The sequence below is a fragment of the Marinobacter sp. MBR-99 genome (assembly GCF_040547575.1).
GTDB lineage: Bacteria > Pseudomonadota > Gammaproteobacteria > Pseudomonadales > Oleiphilaceae > Marinobacter.
Window position 1 is genome coordinate 1 of the sequence record NZ_JBEPPY010000029.1, and the last position, 15,467, is coordinate 15,467.

Annotated in this window: 15 protein-coding genes and 1 pseudogene; 11 read left to right on the top strand and 5 right to left on the bottom strand. The window is 58.4% G+C overall.

Annotation, left to right across the window (positions count from 1 at the left end; genetic code table 11):
• Positions 1-539: 539 nt before the first annotated feature.
• Positions 540-773 (bottom strand): annotated as a pseudogene (locus ABIE59_RS18785) (transposase); the annotation flags it as partial.
• A gap of 109 nt (positions 774-882) precedes the next feature.
• Here ABIE59_RS18785 and ABIE59_RS18790 point away from each other — a divergent pair.
• Positions 883-1,197 carry a type II toxin-antitoxin system RelE/ParE family toxin gene (locus ABIE59_RS18790; RefSeq protein WP_502915395.1) on the top strand — a complete coding sequence of 105 codons (315 nt, stop codon included), beginning with the start codon at positions 883-885 and terminating at the stop codon, positions 1,195-1,197.
• A complete protein-coding gene (locus ABIE59_RS18795) occupies positions 1,190-1,477 on the top strand; it encodes a helix-turn-helix domain-containing protein (RefSeq protein WP_012137897.1) in 288 nt (95 codons plus the stop codon). The genes ABIE59_RS18790 and ABIE59_RS18795 overlap by 8 nt, the downstream gene beginning before the upstream one ends.
• A gap of 82 nt (positions 1,478-1,559) precedes the next feature.
• Here ABIE59_RS18795 and ABIE59_RS18800 read toward each other — a convergent pair whose 3' ends face one another.
• A complete protein-coding gene (locus tag ABIE59_RS18800) occupies positions 1,560-1,877 on the bottom strand; it encodes a CcdB family protein (RefSeq protein ID WP_354449259.1) in 318 nt (105 codons plus the stop codon).
• Positions 1,877-2,122 (bottom strand): type II toxin-antitoxin system CcdA family antitoxin, encoded by a 246-nt coding sequence (locus ABIE59_RS18805; protein ID WP_354449261.1) that lies wholly within the window; start codon positions 2,120-2,122, stop codon positions 1,877-1,879. The genes ABIE59_RS18800 and ABIE59_RS18805 overlap by 1 nt, the downstream gene beginning before the upstream one ends.
• Before the next feature lie 318 nt (positions 2,123-2,440).
• Here ABIE59_RS18805 and ABIE59_RS18810 point away from each other — a divergent pair, with 318 nt between their 5' ends.
• Positions 2,441-3,181, top strand: coding sequence for a substrate-binding periplasmic protein (locus tag ABIE59_RS18810; RefSeq protein WP_354449263.1), 741 nt, complete (start codon positions 2,441-2,443; stop codon positions 3,179-3,181).
• 237 nt (positions 3,182-3,418) lie between these two features.
• Entirely contained in the window at positions 3,419-5,935 is a 2,517-nt protein-coding gene (locus ABIE59_RS18815) for an EAL domain-containing protein (protein ID WP_502915396.1), read from the top strand.
• Here ABIE59_RS18815 and corA read toward each other — a convergent pair.
• Entirely contained in the window at positions 5,913-6,983 is a 1,071-nt protein-coding gene (corA, locus tag ABIE59_RS18820) for a magnesium/cobalt transporter CorA (protein ID WP_354449265.1), read from the bottom strand. The genes ABIE59_RS18815 and corA overlap by 23 nt on opposite strands.
• A 170-nt stretch (positions 6,984-7,153) precedes the next feature.
• On the opposite strand from corA, the gene ABIE59_RS18825 reads away from it, so the two are divergent.
• On the top strand, positions 7,154-7,660 hold the full coding sequence (locus ABIE59_RS18825; protein WP_354449267.1) for a hypothetical protein: 507 nt from the start codon (positions 7,154-7,156) through the stop codon (positions 7,658-7,660).
• A 65-nt stretch (positions 7,661-7,725) separates the two neighbouring features.
• Positions 7,726-8,682: a surface lipoprotein assembly modifier gene (locus tag ABIE59_RS18830; RefSeq protein ID WP_354449269.1), complete on the top strand. Its 957-nt coding sequence runs from the start codon at positions 7,726-7,728 to the stop codon at positions 8,680-8,682.
• Here the strand turns inward: ABIE59_RS18830 and ABIE59_RS18835 are convergent.
• Entirely contained in the window at positions 8,679-10,019 is a 1,341-nt protein-coding gene (locus ABIE59_RS18835) for a S8 family serine peptidase (RefSeq protein WP_354449271.1), read from the bottom strand. The genes ABIE59_RS18830 and ABIE59_RS18835 overlap by 4 nt on opposite strands.
• Positions 10,020-10,155: 136 nt before the next feature.
• Between ABIE59_RS18835 and ABIE59_RS18840 the strand changes: the two genes are divergently transcribed.
• The 5 genes from ABIE59_RS18840 (at position 10,156) to betA (ending at position 15,320) form a co-directional block, all read left to right on the top strand.
• On the top strand, positions 10,156-10,650 hold the full coding sequence (locus ABIE59_RS18840) for an RNA polymerase sigma factor (RefSeq protein ID WP_354449273.1): 495 nt from the start codon (positions 10,156-10,158) through the stop codon (positions 10,648-10,650).
• Positions 10,647-11,363 carry an RT0821/Lpp0805 family surface protein gene (locus ABIE59_RS18845; protein WP_354449275.1) on the top strand — a complete coding sequence of 239 codons (717 nt, stop codon included), beginning with the start codon at positions 10,647-10,649 and terminating at the stop codon, positions 11,361-11,363. Before ABIE59_RS18840 ends, ABIE59_RS18845 begins: the two co-directional genes overlap by 4 nt.
• 118 nt (positions 11,364-11,481) lie before the next feature.
• Complete coding sequence (betI, locus tag ABIE59_RS18850) at positions 11,482-12,075, top strand: transcriptional regulator BetI (protein ID WP_354449277.1); 594 nt, start codon at positions 11,482-11,484, stop codon at positions 12,073-12,075.
• Positions 12,076-12,137: 62 nt separating this feature from the next.
• The gene (gene betB / locus ABIE59_RS18855) at positions 12,138-13,607 is read left to right on the top strand and encodes a betaine-aldehyde dehydrogenase (RefSeq protein WP_354449279.1); all 1,470 of its coding nucleotides are present in this window, start codon (positions 12,138-12,140) and stop codon (positions 13,605-13,607) included.
• Between the two features lie 27 nt (positions 13,608-13,634).
• On the top strand, positions 13,635-15,320 hold the full coding sequence (gene betA, locus ABIE59_RS18860) for a choline dehydrogenase (RefSeq protein WP_354449281.1): 1,686 nt from the start codon (positions 13,635-13,637) through the stop codon (positions 15,318-15,320).
• The last annotated feature ends 147 nt before the right edge of the window (positions 15,321-15,467 follow it).

Here is a 15,467-nt window from a genome sequence, read left to right on the forward strand (position 1 = left end):
CCCGCGTCGCTACGCTCCGATGGGTGGCAGCCTTGCTCCGGTCCGGGTGGCAGGCTTCACGTGGAATGGGTGGCAACCTTCAGCGGTTTACGCACGCTGGGCTGGGGAGAAGGCTCAATCAGTATCAATGCAGGCACGGCGACGCCCATTACATTGCGCCTTCGGCTCCATTCCATGGGCGCGCATGCTGCAGGCGTTATGACTCTATGAGGTCTTTGTGCAGGTTTTAGAGTCGAGTCCGTGGGACTGGATGTTGTTCAGGAACGAAGGGAAACTGTTTTTCACGGTTCTGTGTGGATCGGTTGCGATGTATTCACTAGACATTCAGTTGTCTGAGTCCGAGGTCACCGACTATGACAACCGAAATAGGGAGGCTTTGGTGTCCCTGGCCACGAAGATCCGAATGAGCCCCGAAAGTTATAGTGATCGTCACATTAAAAATTTCCATGACCATCGAGAGCCTTCCTAGGCAGTGGCCGACTAGGGAGCAGGCGAACCCAGCAAGTCATAACAAGTGACTGTGGTGTCAATTCCATAAATTAAGCCATTTCACCCCGCCATGATTCCTGGTTTTTGATCATGGTATTGAGCACCACAATCATCTTTCTCATGCAGGCGATGAGGGCGACTTTCGGGATCTTTCCCTGGGCCTTCAGGCGTTCATAAAAGCGTTTGAACACCGGGTTGCACTGAATGGATGAGAGCATGGCCATGAACATCACGGTGCGGACTCTGTGGCGGCCACCTCGTATCCTTCGTTTGCCAGGCACGCGACGCCTACTGCATTGCGGCTTCGCCTCCATTCCGTAGCCGCGCATGCTGGCTGGCGTTACACCTCACTGATCCGGTCTTGAGTTTTGTACGGCATCGCCGTATATTCTGATGATGCTGTTCATCGAAACCTCAACGTTCACCAAGCTGTTGCCGAACTACCTCACGGACGAGGAATATCGTGGGCTTCAAACCTACCTTTTGCAGAAGCCGGATGCCGGGGATCTAATCAAAGGCTCGGGTGGCGTTCGTAAAGTTCGATGGGCACCAGCGGGTTCGGGAAAGAGCGGTGGTATCAGAGCCATTTACTACTGGAAGAAGTCTGACCACGAGATATGGATGCTCACGCTGTACAGTAAATCAGAGCGCGCCAGTATTTCTGGCCATACGCTCAAGCAGATAGCGGAGGCAATCAAAAATGGGTGACAGGAACCTTGGAGCAGAAATTCTTGATGGCATCAATGAAATCAAGCAGTTCAAGAAGGGCAAATTGGCTCTGCGAACCCACGAGCTATCAGAGCCCTCACCGCCTAAAGTGATCAGGCTGAAGTTGAACATGTCGCAGTCAGCCTTTGCCGGTCTTATGGGCGTGAGTGTGCGAACCCTTCAGGATTGGGAACAGGGTCGGCGAGAGCCCCAGGGGCCTGCGGTTGCGCTTCTGCGCATTGCTGAGCAACACCCGGAAGTTTTCAATCAGCTTCACTGACCAGAGTGAGGTGTAACCAGGCCATGCACCGGATACCAAACCCTCCGCTTCGCTGCGGAATTGCCACCAGTGATGGCGAGCGTTAAATACCGGTGATAGCCAGGTCAAGCGCTCCAACAATCTGGTCTCTAAAGTGTGAGAGGGAGCCAATGGGATTTTTGAGATGCTTTTCAGGCACCGAGGAAATTTGCGGGGTTAACAGCAGCAGCTCCTGATCGGCAAAGCTGATTTCCGGAGTGAGTCCTTGCATGGCCTCGCCACCAAAGGCAGAACGGTTGCCCAAAGGGATAACGATGCGAGTTGCCAGCTCGTTCAGGAGGCTGCTCTGAATATCGACAAGGTAAGGGTAATGCACTTTGCTGGTTTTACTTGGATTGGGGTACACATCAAACTGTGCCATCAGAACGCCCTGAATTCGTCGCCGAAGCATCCATGTTGTTCGACAAAATCGTTGTAACTTTTTATCGCAGCGCGATTTTCCTCAACCCATTGTGCTGCTTCCCGCTTCGCAAGCTCTTCTTTCAGAGCTCGTTCCAGGGTCGCAGATAAATTAATGTTCAGTTCCCGGGTTTTGCGCAGTAGATCGCTATTGATTGAGAGGTTCGCTGCTTTTTTGGGCGCCGTTGTATTGTAGAGTTCGGCCATGAGAGCCTCCAGGTAGCCTTTAAGTACACTGCCCAAGTCTATGCGCACGGTAATGCGCATGCAAGCATTTCACCAATGGTCGTTGTCAGACGTGTCTGCGCTGGTGCTTCTGCCTGTCGCAAAGCCAGACTTCATGCCCTAAAGAAGATGCCCCTCTGGCAACATGCGTTTGTGTATGTTTAAGATGGATGCTCGTATCAAGATCAGGCTCTCTTCCATGGATCTTCGTGGTCTTCAGACGAAAGCTCTGGCAGAGGTTATTCCATAACAAACCCTTGTTGCCCTCGATTGTGATCCGATTTAGGTAAGGAGCATGCAATGAGAGTAGGCCTGTTGATCATCGCACTATTCTGGGCCGTTCCGGGGTCGTCCCAAACGCTCCAGGTTATGGGGTCAGACGAGGGTTTTCTGCCGTTTTATTACGGTGACAACCTCAACAAGGGTATTTTGGTCGAGGTGATCAATGATTTCGGCCTGGAGGCCGGTATCGCCGTCGCGTTCCGCCCGATGCCTCGTAACCGCCAGGTCTGGGCCCTGGAAGAAGGGCGAGCCAATGCGGTTTTCGCCACCCCGAAATGGATGCCGCAGCCGGACCGGATGCACCGCGTCGGGCCGGTGTTGACCTGGCGTGACCGTGTGTTCGCGCAACCTGGCCGACAACCGGTCTCCTTCGATGACCTTCGGGGCAGCATCTGTCTGCGCAGATGGTTTGTCTATAGCGATCAACTTGAGCGCCGGATCGGTAATAAACTGAAGCGCCATGATGCTTACAATGCGCAACAGATGTTGAACATGTTTCTGCACAAACGATGCGATTACGTCGTGATGAACGAGTTGGAGTTCCGGTTTATGGCAAGGCTGCTGGATATCGATTCGCACCGCTACAGCACGGATCTGATCGACGCCGAATGGCCGGTCTATCTCGGTATCCTCGAAACCGAGAGTGCTCTGATTGAAGCGGCGGAAGCTTTCTTCGCGAACTACACAGTTGATGCGGAGGCCATGCTACCCAACCTGCCGCCGCCGGACCGGCCTGTCTCAATTCAGCCAGAACCATAGCGCAACTTCGTGGGTGCATGTCTGGGGATAGCCAACCTGTCGCCTGCCGGACTATGTGAAGCGACACAAATTACTACACAAAATACTGCCAGATACCTTCCGTTCCTGCGCTGTCTTGCTAGACTTGAATGCAAATAACAACTAAAAGGGCGTGTCGTCCGTTTGGGGAGTTTGCTGTCGGTGATCCCTTGCAAGGCATGGCGAATATTGTGGGTGCTGCTCTGGACCAGTTGGCCGATGAGTTCTGCGGCGATGGCGCCGGTCACCTTATCACCTGCTGCGGAGACCCGTAATCATTTTCAGTATTGGGAGGATGTGAGTGGCCGTACTTCGCTGGATGAAATCCGGTCACTACCGGAGGATGCCTGGCGGGTGCAGGCAGATGGTCGGGCCACATTTGGCATCACAGAATCGGCCTATTGGCTTAGAGTACCCGTTGTAAACCAGACCTGGGAGAGTCTCAGCCTGGTTGCGGAACTGGCCTACTCTCAGCTTGATGACGTCACGTTTTACGTTATTGAATCCGGCGAACTGGTCCGGACGTTCCAGACCGGAGACCGCCGGCCGTTCTATCCCCGCGATGTTGACCATCCCAACAATCTTCTGCGTTTCCAGCTCGCTCCGCAAGAGGCTAAAACCCTGTATATCCGGGTTGCCACCGAGGGCACGATGGTGTTGCCGCTGCGGATATGGCGGGAAAACCAGTTCTATGAATCCGTCAGCGCCGAGCAAAAGCTGCAGTTTTTTTATTTTGGCAGCCTGACCATTATCATCCTGAGCAACTTGGCGGTTTTCCTGACCCTGAGGGAAAAGCTCTATCTGTATTATTGCCTGGCGATTCTTGGTTACCTGGCGTTCTTCGCTTCCATCCGCGGGTTCAGTTTCCAGCATCTTTATCCGGCCTTTCCGGGCGTTCATGCCCACGTACTGATGCTTTCGATTCCGTTCCTGGCCATGTTTTCAATCCTCTTCTGTATGGAATTTCTGCGCGTGCGCTCACACAGCCCGAGGCTGCGGGTTGCGCTGATTGCTATGCTGATATTCGAGATACTGTACTTTCTTGCGGTGCCCTTCCTGGCGTATAAAACCGGGATACTGCTGGCAGCGATCTCGGCATTTGTATTCTTTTCGCTGTTACTGGTTGCCGGGCCGGTAAGCTGGGCGGCCGGAGTGCGGGCTGGCATTTTTTTTACCGTGGCCTGGTCGCCGTTAACGGTTGGGGTAATGGCAACCGCCGGGCGTGCACTGGGTATTTTCCCTGAGAACTTCTTCACCGATTACGGCATGCAGATTGGCTCCGGCCTTGAGGCTTTCATTCTGACTCTGGCACTGGCGGACCGTTTGTACCGTGAGCGGGAACAAAAGATTCAGGCCCAGGCAGACAGCCTTCGTCAGGAGAAGGCACGGAGGGATGCTCAGGATCGCCTCACTCATGCTATGTCCCATGATCCGGCCACCGGCCTGCCAAACCGAAACCGGTTTGAATGGATGGTAGACGAGCAGCTGAAACGGGATCCTGGCGGCGCCTACATGGTGGGCGTGGCCAGAGTGACGGGTCTGGAGGAAATTAACCGGACCCTCGGGCTCGAACGAAGTGAACGACTGCTAAGGCGTCTAGCGGATCAAATGACAACGCTGGCTGCGCAGTTGCCAATGGTGCATGCCACGCGGGACAGTCTGGGCGGCACCGAACGGGTGTATCAGATATCCGGCGATAGCTTCGGGTTGCTGGTGGATGCCCGCAAGGCCGGCAATGATTTTGAAACCCTGGACGGTGCTCTGAAGCAACTGGCCCAGCCAATAGCACTGGACCACCTGGCCATCGACCCACACCTGAAGTATGGCGCAGCCAGTTATCCGGAGCACGGAAAGAAAGCGAGCGTGCTGATTCGCAATGCCCACGTGGCAATGGAAATGACCCCGCGGGGTTCGTTCGAGACCGGTTTCTATTCCGGAAAGTACGATATCTATGACGAGAGCCGGCTCACGCTGATCTCTCATTTGAGAGAGGCTCTTCAGAATCGGCAAACGGAACTGCATTACCAGCCGAAAACACGGCTTTCCAATGGTGAGATTGTTGGTGTGGAGGCCCTGATTCGTTGGTTTCATCCCGAGCGTGGCTGGGTGGCACCTGATGATTTCATTCCGTTGGCCGAGAAAACCGGAGTGATCAAGCATCTCACCCGTTGGGTAATCGAAAAGGCCCTGTCGGACCTGAAAGTATTGAAGGCCGTACAGCCGTCACTGACGATGTCGATTAACATCTCGGCCCGGGATCTTCTTTCACCGGATCTGATTGAGCTTTTTGCGGAGACTCTGCGAGCCTGTGGTTTGCAGGCTGGCGATGTAACGGTGGAACTGACCGAGACGGCAGCGATGGACGACCCGGAGAAGGGCTTGCAGGCGCTGGAGGCATTGGCCGGCTCCGGACTGAAGGTGTCGATTGACGATTTTGGAGCCGGCTACTCTTCGCTTTCCTACCTGAAGCGCCTGCCCGCCAGTGAAATCAAGTTGGACCGTTCGTTGATTGTGGATGTCTGTACCAGTGAACATTCCAGAACGATCGCCGAAACGGCCATCCGTATGGGCCGCAGCCTGGGCTTTCTGGTGGTCGCCGAAGGCGTGGAAGACGAGGCCTCCGCCAAACTGTTGGCATCCATGGGGGCCGATATGCTGCAGGGCTTCTGGTTGTGCCGGCCAGCCCCCCTGGAGTCGATAAAAGACTGGTTGCTTACATCCAATGCCGCCGTTTGAAGAACCAGATCAGGCCGGCGGTAACGACAATGATCAGCCCCCATACCATCGGGTATCCGTAATACCAGCCCAGCTCCGGCATAGCCCATGGGCTATCGGCATGCTCGAAGTTCATGCCGTAGACACCGACTATAAACGTCAGGGGGATGAAGATGGTGGCGATGATAGTCAGAACCCGCATGGTGTCGTTGGTTTTCTGGCTGATGCTGGAGAGGTAGATATCCAGCATGCTGGTCGCCATTTCCCGGAAGCTCTCCAGCAGCTCGATGATCTGGATGCTGTGGTCCTGGCAATCCCGGAAGTAGATCAGGGTGTCCTGATGTATCAGCGAGTTCTCCATACGCATCAGACTGGTCAGTGCCTCTCTCTGTGGCCAGAGAACCCGCCTGAGCATCAGCAGCTCCCGCTTGAGGTGGTGCAGGTCGGTGAGGGTTTGCTTGCGGGGGTGCTCCAGCAGTTCGATCTCCATTTCCTCCAGCTTGTCGCCAAAGGTTTCCAGCACCGGGAACGCGGAGTCGGTAATCAGGTCCAGCATGGCATAAAGCAGGTAGTCGATGCCCCGTGAGGTAAACCGGCGGTTGTTGGGCTGGCGAATGCGCTTGCGGACCGGCTCGAACGGGTCTTGCTCCAGTGGGCATAGGCAGATCAGGTAACCTGGGCCTGCGAACAGGCTTACCTGAACCACTTCCAGGCGCTCGTCATCGAACATCGGCATGGCAGAGATAAGAAACACCTGATCGTCATACAGTTCCATTTTGGGGCGTTGGCCGCTATTGAGAACATCTTCCAGCGCCAGGTCGTGCAGGTCGAACATGTCACCCAGGGCACGCAGGGTGTTGGCATCGACCGCGCCGTTGATCTGTATCCAGGTTTTTGAGTCCCGCTCAAGATAGGCCTTGCATTCCTCGGCAGTGGCCAACGCCTGTTCCTCAACGTGGTGATCCGAGTAGTCAATCAGGTGAATGGATAACGCATGGTTGGAGTCTTTTGTTACCAGAGTCCCCGGGGCCGTACCTGGAGCATGGTAGTGTTTACTGAAGTAGGCCATGAAGATTGAATCCTGAGGTGACTATTCAGTTCCAAACGTAGCACAGTCCCGGGAAATCAGAAGGTGGCTGTGTCTAATTGCCCCCGGGAATCTTTTTGGAATAAATCTCTTGCCCATCCGTCTTCCTGATGAAAGCAACCCGAAAGGGCAAAACACAGGAGGATGTTTCCATGAAAAAGCATGTACTGACACTCGCAATCTGTTCCCTGGTTTCCACCGGCGTTTTTGCTCAGCAAGGTGCCGCCAATGCGAACGTGGAGGCTGAGGCCAACATGAGCGCCCAGGCCAGTGCCCGCGATGGCGCGTCGGCTCAGGGCAGCGGCTCAGCCAATGCGCAGGCGCAGGTTGATGGCGATGCGGCCCGTGACGAAGCCGCCGACCACGGTGAGGCGGTAAGCACGGAGGCTCGTGAAAGCGCCAGCCAGGCGGCCACCATGGGCGTTGAAGTTGGTGAGCGGGTAAGCGGCACTGCCCGGGCCCAGGGCGAAGCCGCCGTGGACAACGCGGCCCAGCGCCGTGAGCAGGCCCGTGAACGGGTGAATGAGGCCCGAAATGCCGAGATCCGCGCCGAAACCAACAAGCAGATTGGAACGTCTGTTTCTGACACGGTCCGTGGCGAGGTACAGAGCACTGTACGGGGTGCTGTGCAGGGCTCTGTCCGCAACGGTGGTCAGTAATCACTCATCCGACCATGGCCGGGCCCTGTGCCCGGCCTTTGTTTGTGAGCGAACAAGGAGCAGACATGCCTAACATTCAACGAATGTCGATCTGGTTGGTAACGCTGGGGCTTGCGGTACCGGCGGTACAAGCGGATTCCGAAGTGAACGGGTACCTGGGCGGCGGCCTGGAACACGACAGTAATGTGACGGTAGACGAGCTGAACGCCTCATCCGATCAGAGTGATGAAGCCTGGGTGTTTGATGCCGGGCTGGAAGGCATTCTGAAACCCACCGAAGCGCTGAACCTGACTCTGGGATACGACCTGTCCGGGCGCCGGTATCATAACCTGGACCAGTTTGATCAAGACATTCACCTGCTCTCGGCAGACCTGAGCTATGATTTTGATCCGGTCACGGTGGGTGCCAGCCATCACTATTCCTACGCTACTCTGGATTCTGAGCGGTTCCTGGATTTCCGGCGCACCAGCCTGTATCTGGGCAGCCTGATTGGCGAGAACGTGTACCTGCTGGCCAGTGTTCAGGACAAATCGAAAGATTTTAACGACGGTACGGCTCGGGATTCGGACATCCGGGGTGGCAGTTTCGATGCGTTCTTCTTTTTCAATCAGGCCCGGAGCAACCTGGTGTTCGGGGTTGATCTGGACGACGAAGATGCCCGCTCGGATGCCTACGACAACCAGTTGCTCCGGTTGCGGGTGGCGTTGGTGCACCGGTTTACCGTCGGTGGTCAGGACAGCCGTTTTCGCTTGAGCTGGCGTTACGAAGACCAGGAATACGATGAGGTGGTGATCACGGAGGAGACCGGCCGGGGGTTGAACGATTTTCTGACCCGGGATCTGGAAGAGCGAACCAGCCAGCGGGTGGACAAGGCCCGGGTGGTGGAAGCCAGCTGGCGGCAGGGCTTGAACGAAGTCTTCAGTCTGGAACCGAAGCTGTCTTACGGCCATTACACCTCCACCATCGATTCCGCCGATTACGACCGGTTTGTGGCAGGTGTGTCGCTGCGAGCGGGTTTCTAGTAATCCAGCAAACCATGGCCGAACCGGGTATCGCGGCCCGGTTCGCCGAGGTCCTGTGCATTGCTCGTCAATGTCTCTATGGCCCCGGGCAAATCAACCCGGCTGAGCTCGCAGGCCAGTGCCGAGGCCACCACCGGGGCAGCCAGAGACGTGCCGCTGTCCGGCGCCATGCCACCCTCGGGTATGGCTACTGGTACCGCAACACCGGGGGCGGCGAATTGCACCTGCTCGCCCTGGTTGGCCCAGCGGTATAGTTCACCAGAGCCATTCACGGCCGTGACACCGATCACCGGCCCATAGGCTGCCGGGTAAAGTGGGGCTGCTGCTGGCCCCTCGTTGCCGACAGCGGCAATCAAACCGATTCCCCGATCATTCAGCCGTTCGATGGCTGTATTCAACAGCCGGTTGTCCGGCCCGGTCAGGCTGATATTGATCACTGAAACCTCCTGATCGGCTAACCAGCTCAGGCCATCCAGCAAGTGCCCCAGCGTCGCCCCGGACAGCGCCTGATCACGCCCGTAGAACACCGAGGCATTGAACAGCGTGGCCCCCGGCAATCGGGCCGGCCAATGCGGCGCCTGGCGGCCGATCATCAGGCTGGCGACGGCCGTACCGTGGGCCGTGGGAGCGGCAAGTTCGCCCTTTGCCTCTGCCAGTTCCAGAAAGCTTTGCTGAACAATCTGTGCGCCTTCAAACACCGGGTGGGACAGCGCAATGGCGGTATCCACCATGCCTACCCGCACTGGTGCGGAGCACAGGCTTTGCCACTGGGGCAGGGCCGCATCGCTGCCCTCGGGGGCCTTGTCACTTTGTGGCGCATAAATGTGGTTGCGGTCCAGCTGCTCTGCCAGCCCCGGTAGTTCCGCTTGCAGGGCGTCCAGGGAGTCCAGTGCCGGGGCTACCCGAAACCGCACCAGAATCATGCCCAGGCCGGTCAGTTCCCGGCGCTCCAGAATGGTGATGCCGGGGCGGTCCAGTTCGGCGACTTCAGCGGCGGTGCCGGTGGCCAGCCATTGGCGCTCGACGGCCCGGAAACCGTCATCCAGCCTCACATCATTGAACGCTTTGCCGCCTTGCTGCGTGTGAATAGGGAGAGAGCGCGGTAACCGGGGCAACTGACCCCTGACCTGTTCAACGCGGGCTTCAATGCGTTGTTCCACAGCGTCCAGCCGGCGGCCCATGGAGCGTTCGATGGCCTGCTCGGTTTTCTGCTCTACCTGGCGGGACACAGAATCCAGTTGCCGGTCCAGTGCCTGGCTGCCAATGGCCAGCGCCATGGTAGACACGGAACACAGGGTAAGCACGCTGATCAGGCCAAGGTGGGAATCGAATTTCATAAACGCCTTCCGGTTGAGCAAAGGGTGTAGGGCTTTCTGGTTATTTAACGGCCGGCGATGAAGAAAATTCCCTCGGGCCGGGAATAACGTTCGGCCTGAGCCGTTCTACTGATAACACTCACTAAAAGACAATGCCATGCAACAGGAATTGACTGAACTGTTACCTGGGCTGCGGCGATTTGCCTATTCGCTGACCGGCTCGATGCCGGATGCCGACGACCTGCTACAGAGCACGGTGGAGCGGTTGCTGGCACGGGGCCGGCCGGATGACGCAGACCTGACCAAATGGGCGTTCCGGGTGTGCCGTAATGTGTGGATAGACGAATGCCGGGCCAGAAAGGTTCGCCGGGAAGCGGCCGAAAAGCCGGAACTGTCGGATGGCCAGGTCATCAACGGCGAGCACCACACCACCCAGCAGATCGAATGGAGCAGGGTGGATGCGGCCATGGCGGAGCTGCCCCAGGACCAGCGCCAGATCATCTCACTGGTGGCTATTCAGGGCCTGCCCTACAAAGTAGTGGCTGATATTCTGGAAGTCCCCAAGGGCACCGTAATGAGCCGCCTGGCTCGAGCAAGAGCCGCGTTAAGTGAGGCATTGGCGCCGGCGGCGGGTATGAGGACCGAATCATGAACATCACAGACGAAGTACTGTCCGCGTTTCTCGATAACGAACTGAGCGAGCCGGAAATGAACGCGGTGCGCGATCAGATCGCCCTGGACCCGGCACTGGCGGACCGGCTGGCGGAACTGGCCTCGGTGGATGCCGAGTTGCAGCGGCATTACGGGGCCATTGATCAACAACCCATGCCGGATGAGGTAACGCGGTTGCTGGCGCAGGCCGCCCCCGAGAACCGCCCGGACAACGTGGTGGCCTTTCCCTGGTGGCGCCGGCTGAAGGAACATTCCGGCAAAGCGGTGGCTGCCGCCGTGGTGGCCGGCTTCGCCATGACCCAGTGGCTGGGCTCACCGGCGGTGGACGATCCCGCATGGCCGTCCATCGCCCAGGCTCTGGAGCAGCAGCCCAGCGGCCAGGCCTCTGAGGTTGGTTCCGATGCCACCGTTATGCCGAGACTGACCTTCCGGAGCCAGGCTGGCGACTGGTGCCGTCAGTTTCGGCTAGAAAGCTCTGCCGGGGCTTCAGAGCAGATTGCCTGTCGTGATGGCCGTGGTGATTGGAACGCTGTAGCCAAGACCGACGTTCTCGCATCGGCGGATTCGACGGGCTACCGGACCGCCAGTGGTGGCCGTGTGCTGGACGCAGAGCTGGACCGGATGATGGTTGGCCAGCCACTGGCCTCAGACGAGGAGATCGCCTTGCTTGACGGCCGTTGGGTGCGTCACTGAGGGGATGTGCGCCATGCGCTTTGAAGGGGGCATTTGAAAAAACGCCCCCTTTTCTGTAGCCTTTATATTAATTGAACGTTCAATTAAAAAAGAAAGAGCGGAGAATAGGCCTCTCGCCATGCCAAAAGTCGGAATCAAAGACACCCGTCGCCAACAGTTGATCGAAGCCACCATGGAGTCCATCGCCGAGCTGGGGATGCAGAACACCACCATTGTCAGCATCAGCAAGCGGGCAGGGATGTCCTCCGGGATTATCAGCCACTACTTCGGGGGCAAGCAGGGGCTGATCGAGGCGGCCTTGCGTTATCTGCTGGACCAGCTCGGCAAGGAGCTGCGGGAGCGCATGGCGAAAACCGATCGCTCCCCGGCCCAGCGCCTGGATTGCATCATTGAGTCCAACTTCTCCGAGTTCCAGCGTTCGGCGCTGGCGGCGAAAACCTGGCTCAGCTTCTGGGCCCGTTCTATGCACGAGCCGGGGCTGAAGCGGCTGCAGCAGATCAACAACGCCCGGTTGTACAGCAACCTGCGCTACTCGTTTGCCCAGGTGTTGCCGCCGGAGCAGGCCACGGAAGCGGCCCGGCAAACGGCGGCGATGATTGACGGCTTCTGGCTGCGCAGCGCCCTGAGCCTGGACCCGGCCGAAAGCTTTGAAGCCGGCGAGCGGCTTTGCAAGCAGTTTGTTCACGAGACACTGGCCCGGGCAAGCGCCTGAGCCAACCCGAATTCCATGGCCCACAAGGCCTGAAGACACCGAATTGAGGTTACCAACCGCTTATGTCTGCATCTGTTCCTGTTGTTCAGAACTTTGTCCACGGCCGGTTTCTGGCCAACCGTTCCGGTGAGACCTTCCCGGTGGTGAATCCGGCCACCGGCCAGGTGATCTACCAGGTGGAAGTAGCGGATGAGGCGGTGCAGCAGGCCGCCATTGAAAGTGCCCGCGCCGGCTTTGCCCAGTGGGCGGCCACCCCGGCCATTGAGCGCAGCCGGATTCTGCTGAAAGCGGTAGCGCTGCTGCGCGAGCGCAATGACGAACTGGCAGCGGTGGAAGTACGCGACACCGGCAAACCCTGGCAGGAAGCGGAAGCGGTGGATGTGGTGACCGGTGCCGATGCCATCGAGTTCTTTGCCGGCCTGGCGCCGTCCATCGAGGGCAATCAGCAAGACCTGGGCGGTGATTTTTACTACACCCGCCGGGAGCCGCTGGGGATCTGTGCCGGTATTGGCGCCTGGAACTACCCGATCCAGATTGCCTGCTGGAAGTCCGCGCCGGCCCTGGCCTGTGGTAACGCCATGATCTTCAAGCCGTCGGAAGAAACGCCCATGGGCGCAGTGAAGCTGGCAGAAATCTTCATCGAGGCCGGCGTGCCGGCGGGCGTGTTCAACGTGGTGCAGGGCGCGGCCGAGGTGGGCCAGTGGCTGACCCATCACCCGGAGATTGCCAAGGTATCGTTCACCGGCGAAGTGGCCACCGGCAAGAAGGTGATGGCAGCGGCGTCCTCCACCCTGAAGGACGTCACCATGGAGCTGGGCGGCAAATCCCCGCTGATCATCTTTGACGATGCGGATCTGGAGAACGCCATCTCCGCCGCCATGGTGGGCAACTTCTACACCCAGGGCGAGATCTGCACCAACGGTACCCGGGTGTTTGTACACGAAGGCATCTACCCGCGCTTTATTGAACGGCTGTTGGAGCGCACCCGCAAGAACATCAAAGCCGGTGACCCGATGAACCCGGCCACCAACTTCGGTGCCCTGATCTCCAAAAAGCATCAGGATCTGGTTATGGGCTACATCGGCAAAGGCATTGCAGAAGGTGCCACGCTCAGCCACGGGGGCCGGGCGTTTGAGCCGGAGGATGCCAAAGGCGGTTACTTTGTGGAGCCCACCATTTTCACCGACTGCACCGACGACATGACCATCGTGCGGGAAGAAATCTTCGGGCCGGTCATGTCCGTGCTGACCTTCCGCGACGAAGACGAGGTGATTGCCCGGGCCAACAATACCGATACCGGTCTGGCTGCCGGCGTGTTCACCAAAGACATACGCCGGGCGCACCGGGTGATTCACCAGATCCAGGCCGGTATTTGCTGGATCAACAGCTACGGTGCCTCGCCGGCGGAAATGCCGGTGGGCGGCTACAAACTCTCCGGTATTGGCCGGGAAAACGGGCGCGAGACCATTGCCCACTACACCCAGATCAAATCGGTGTATGTGGGAATGAACGACCTCGACGCCCCGTTTTAATCCCGTCGGCCACAGAGGAGAATGCGTATGACAGAAAACCGATACGACTACATCATTGTAGGCGCGGGCTCGGCCGGCTGTGTGCTGGCCAACCGCCTCACCGAAGACGCCCGCCACAAGGTGCTGCTGCTGGAAACTGGCGGCAGCGACAAAAGCATCTTCATCCAGATGCCCACGGCCCTGTCCATCCCCATGAACACCAGGAAGTACGCCTGGCAGTTCGAGACCGAGCCGGAGCCGTATCTGGATAACCGCCGCATGCACTGCCCCCGGGGCAAGGTGCTCGGGGGCTCCTCATCCATCAACGGCATGGTGTATGTGCGTGGCCACGCCCGGGATTTTGACGAGTGGGATTCCGAGGGCGCCACCGGCTGGCATTACCAGAACGTGCTGCCGTATTTCAAAAAGGCGGAGACCTGGGCCTTTGGCGGCGATGATTACCGGGGCGACACCGGCCCGCTTGGGGTGAACAACGGCAACAACATGCGCAACCCGCTGTACAAGGCGTTTATCCGGGCGGGCGTGGATGCCGGCTACCTGGAAACGGCCGATTACAACGGCGCCCAACAGGAAGGCTTTGGGGCCATGCACATGACCGTGAAGAACGGTCGCCGCTGGTCCACGGCCAACGCCTACCTGCGCCCGGCCATGGACCGCCCGAACCTGACGGTGGTGACCCACGCCCTTGTCCACGAAGTAGTGCTGGATGGCAAAACCGCCACCGGTGTGCGGTACGAGCAGGGCGGCAAGATGCATGAGGCCAATGCTGCCGAGGAAGTGATTTTGTCTGCCGGTTCCATAGGTTCACCCCATCTGCTGCAGTTGTCCGGCATCGGCAAACGAGAGGTGCTGGAACAGGCCGGTATTGAGGTCAAGCACGAGCTGCCCGGCGTGGGTGAGAACCTTCAGGACCACCTGGAGTTCTACTTCCAGTTCCGCTGCAAACAGCCGGTGTCGCTCAACGGCAAGCTGGACTGGTGGAACAAGCTCAAGATCGGTGTGCGCTGGATTCTACGCAAAGACGGGCTGGGTGCCACCAACCACTTCGAGTCTTGCGGCTTTATTCGCTCCAAGGCGGGTGTCGAGTGGCCAGACCTGCAATACCACTTCCTGCCGGCGGCCATGCGCTATGACGGCAAGGAAGCCTTTGATGGCGACGGATTCCAACTGCACATCGGCCACAACAAGCCGAAAAGCCGGGGCTATGTTCGGGTTCAATCCGCCGATCCAAGACAGGCACCGACCATCCGCTTTAACTACCTGGAGCACGAAGCCGACCGGGAGGGTTTCCGGGACTGCGTGCGCCTGACCCGTGAGATCATCAACCAGCCCGCCATGGACGACTACCGGGGTGCGGAAATTCAGCCCGGCGTGGCTGTGCAGAGCGATGACGACATCGATGCCTTCGTGCGCCAGGCGGTGGAGAGCGCCTACCATCCGTCCTGCTCCTGCAAGATGGGCACCGACGAACTCGCCGTGGTAGGCCCGGATACCCGGGTACACGGCATCAAGAACCTGCGGGTAGTGGATTCGTCCATCTTCCCCACCATACCCAATGGCAACCTGAATGCGCCCACCATCATGGTGGCCGAGCGGGCAGCCGACCTGATCCGGGGCAGGGAGCCCCTGCAACCCGAGGATGTGCCGGTCCATATGGATGACCAGTGGCAGGCACACCAACGACCGGGGCAGGCGAAACGGGTGCTGATCTAGCACCCGAAGCCCCGGCCCCGGGGGTGCAAGGCCTCCGGGGTTAGCAAACCATCAGGATTTCCCTATCAACGCGACGGCTGTGCTGGCCGTTTCCTGGGCGTCAGATAGGCAAGTCCTGGCCCGTAACGAGAAGAAAACGCGGGGGTT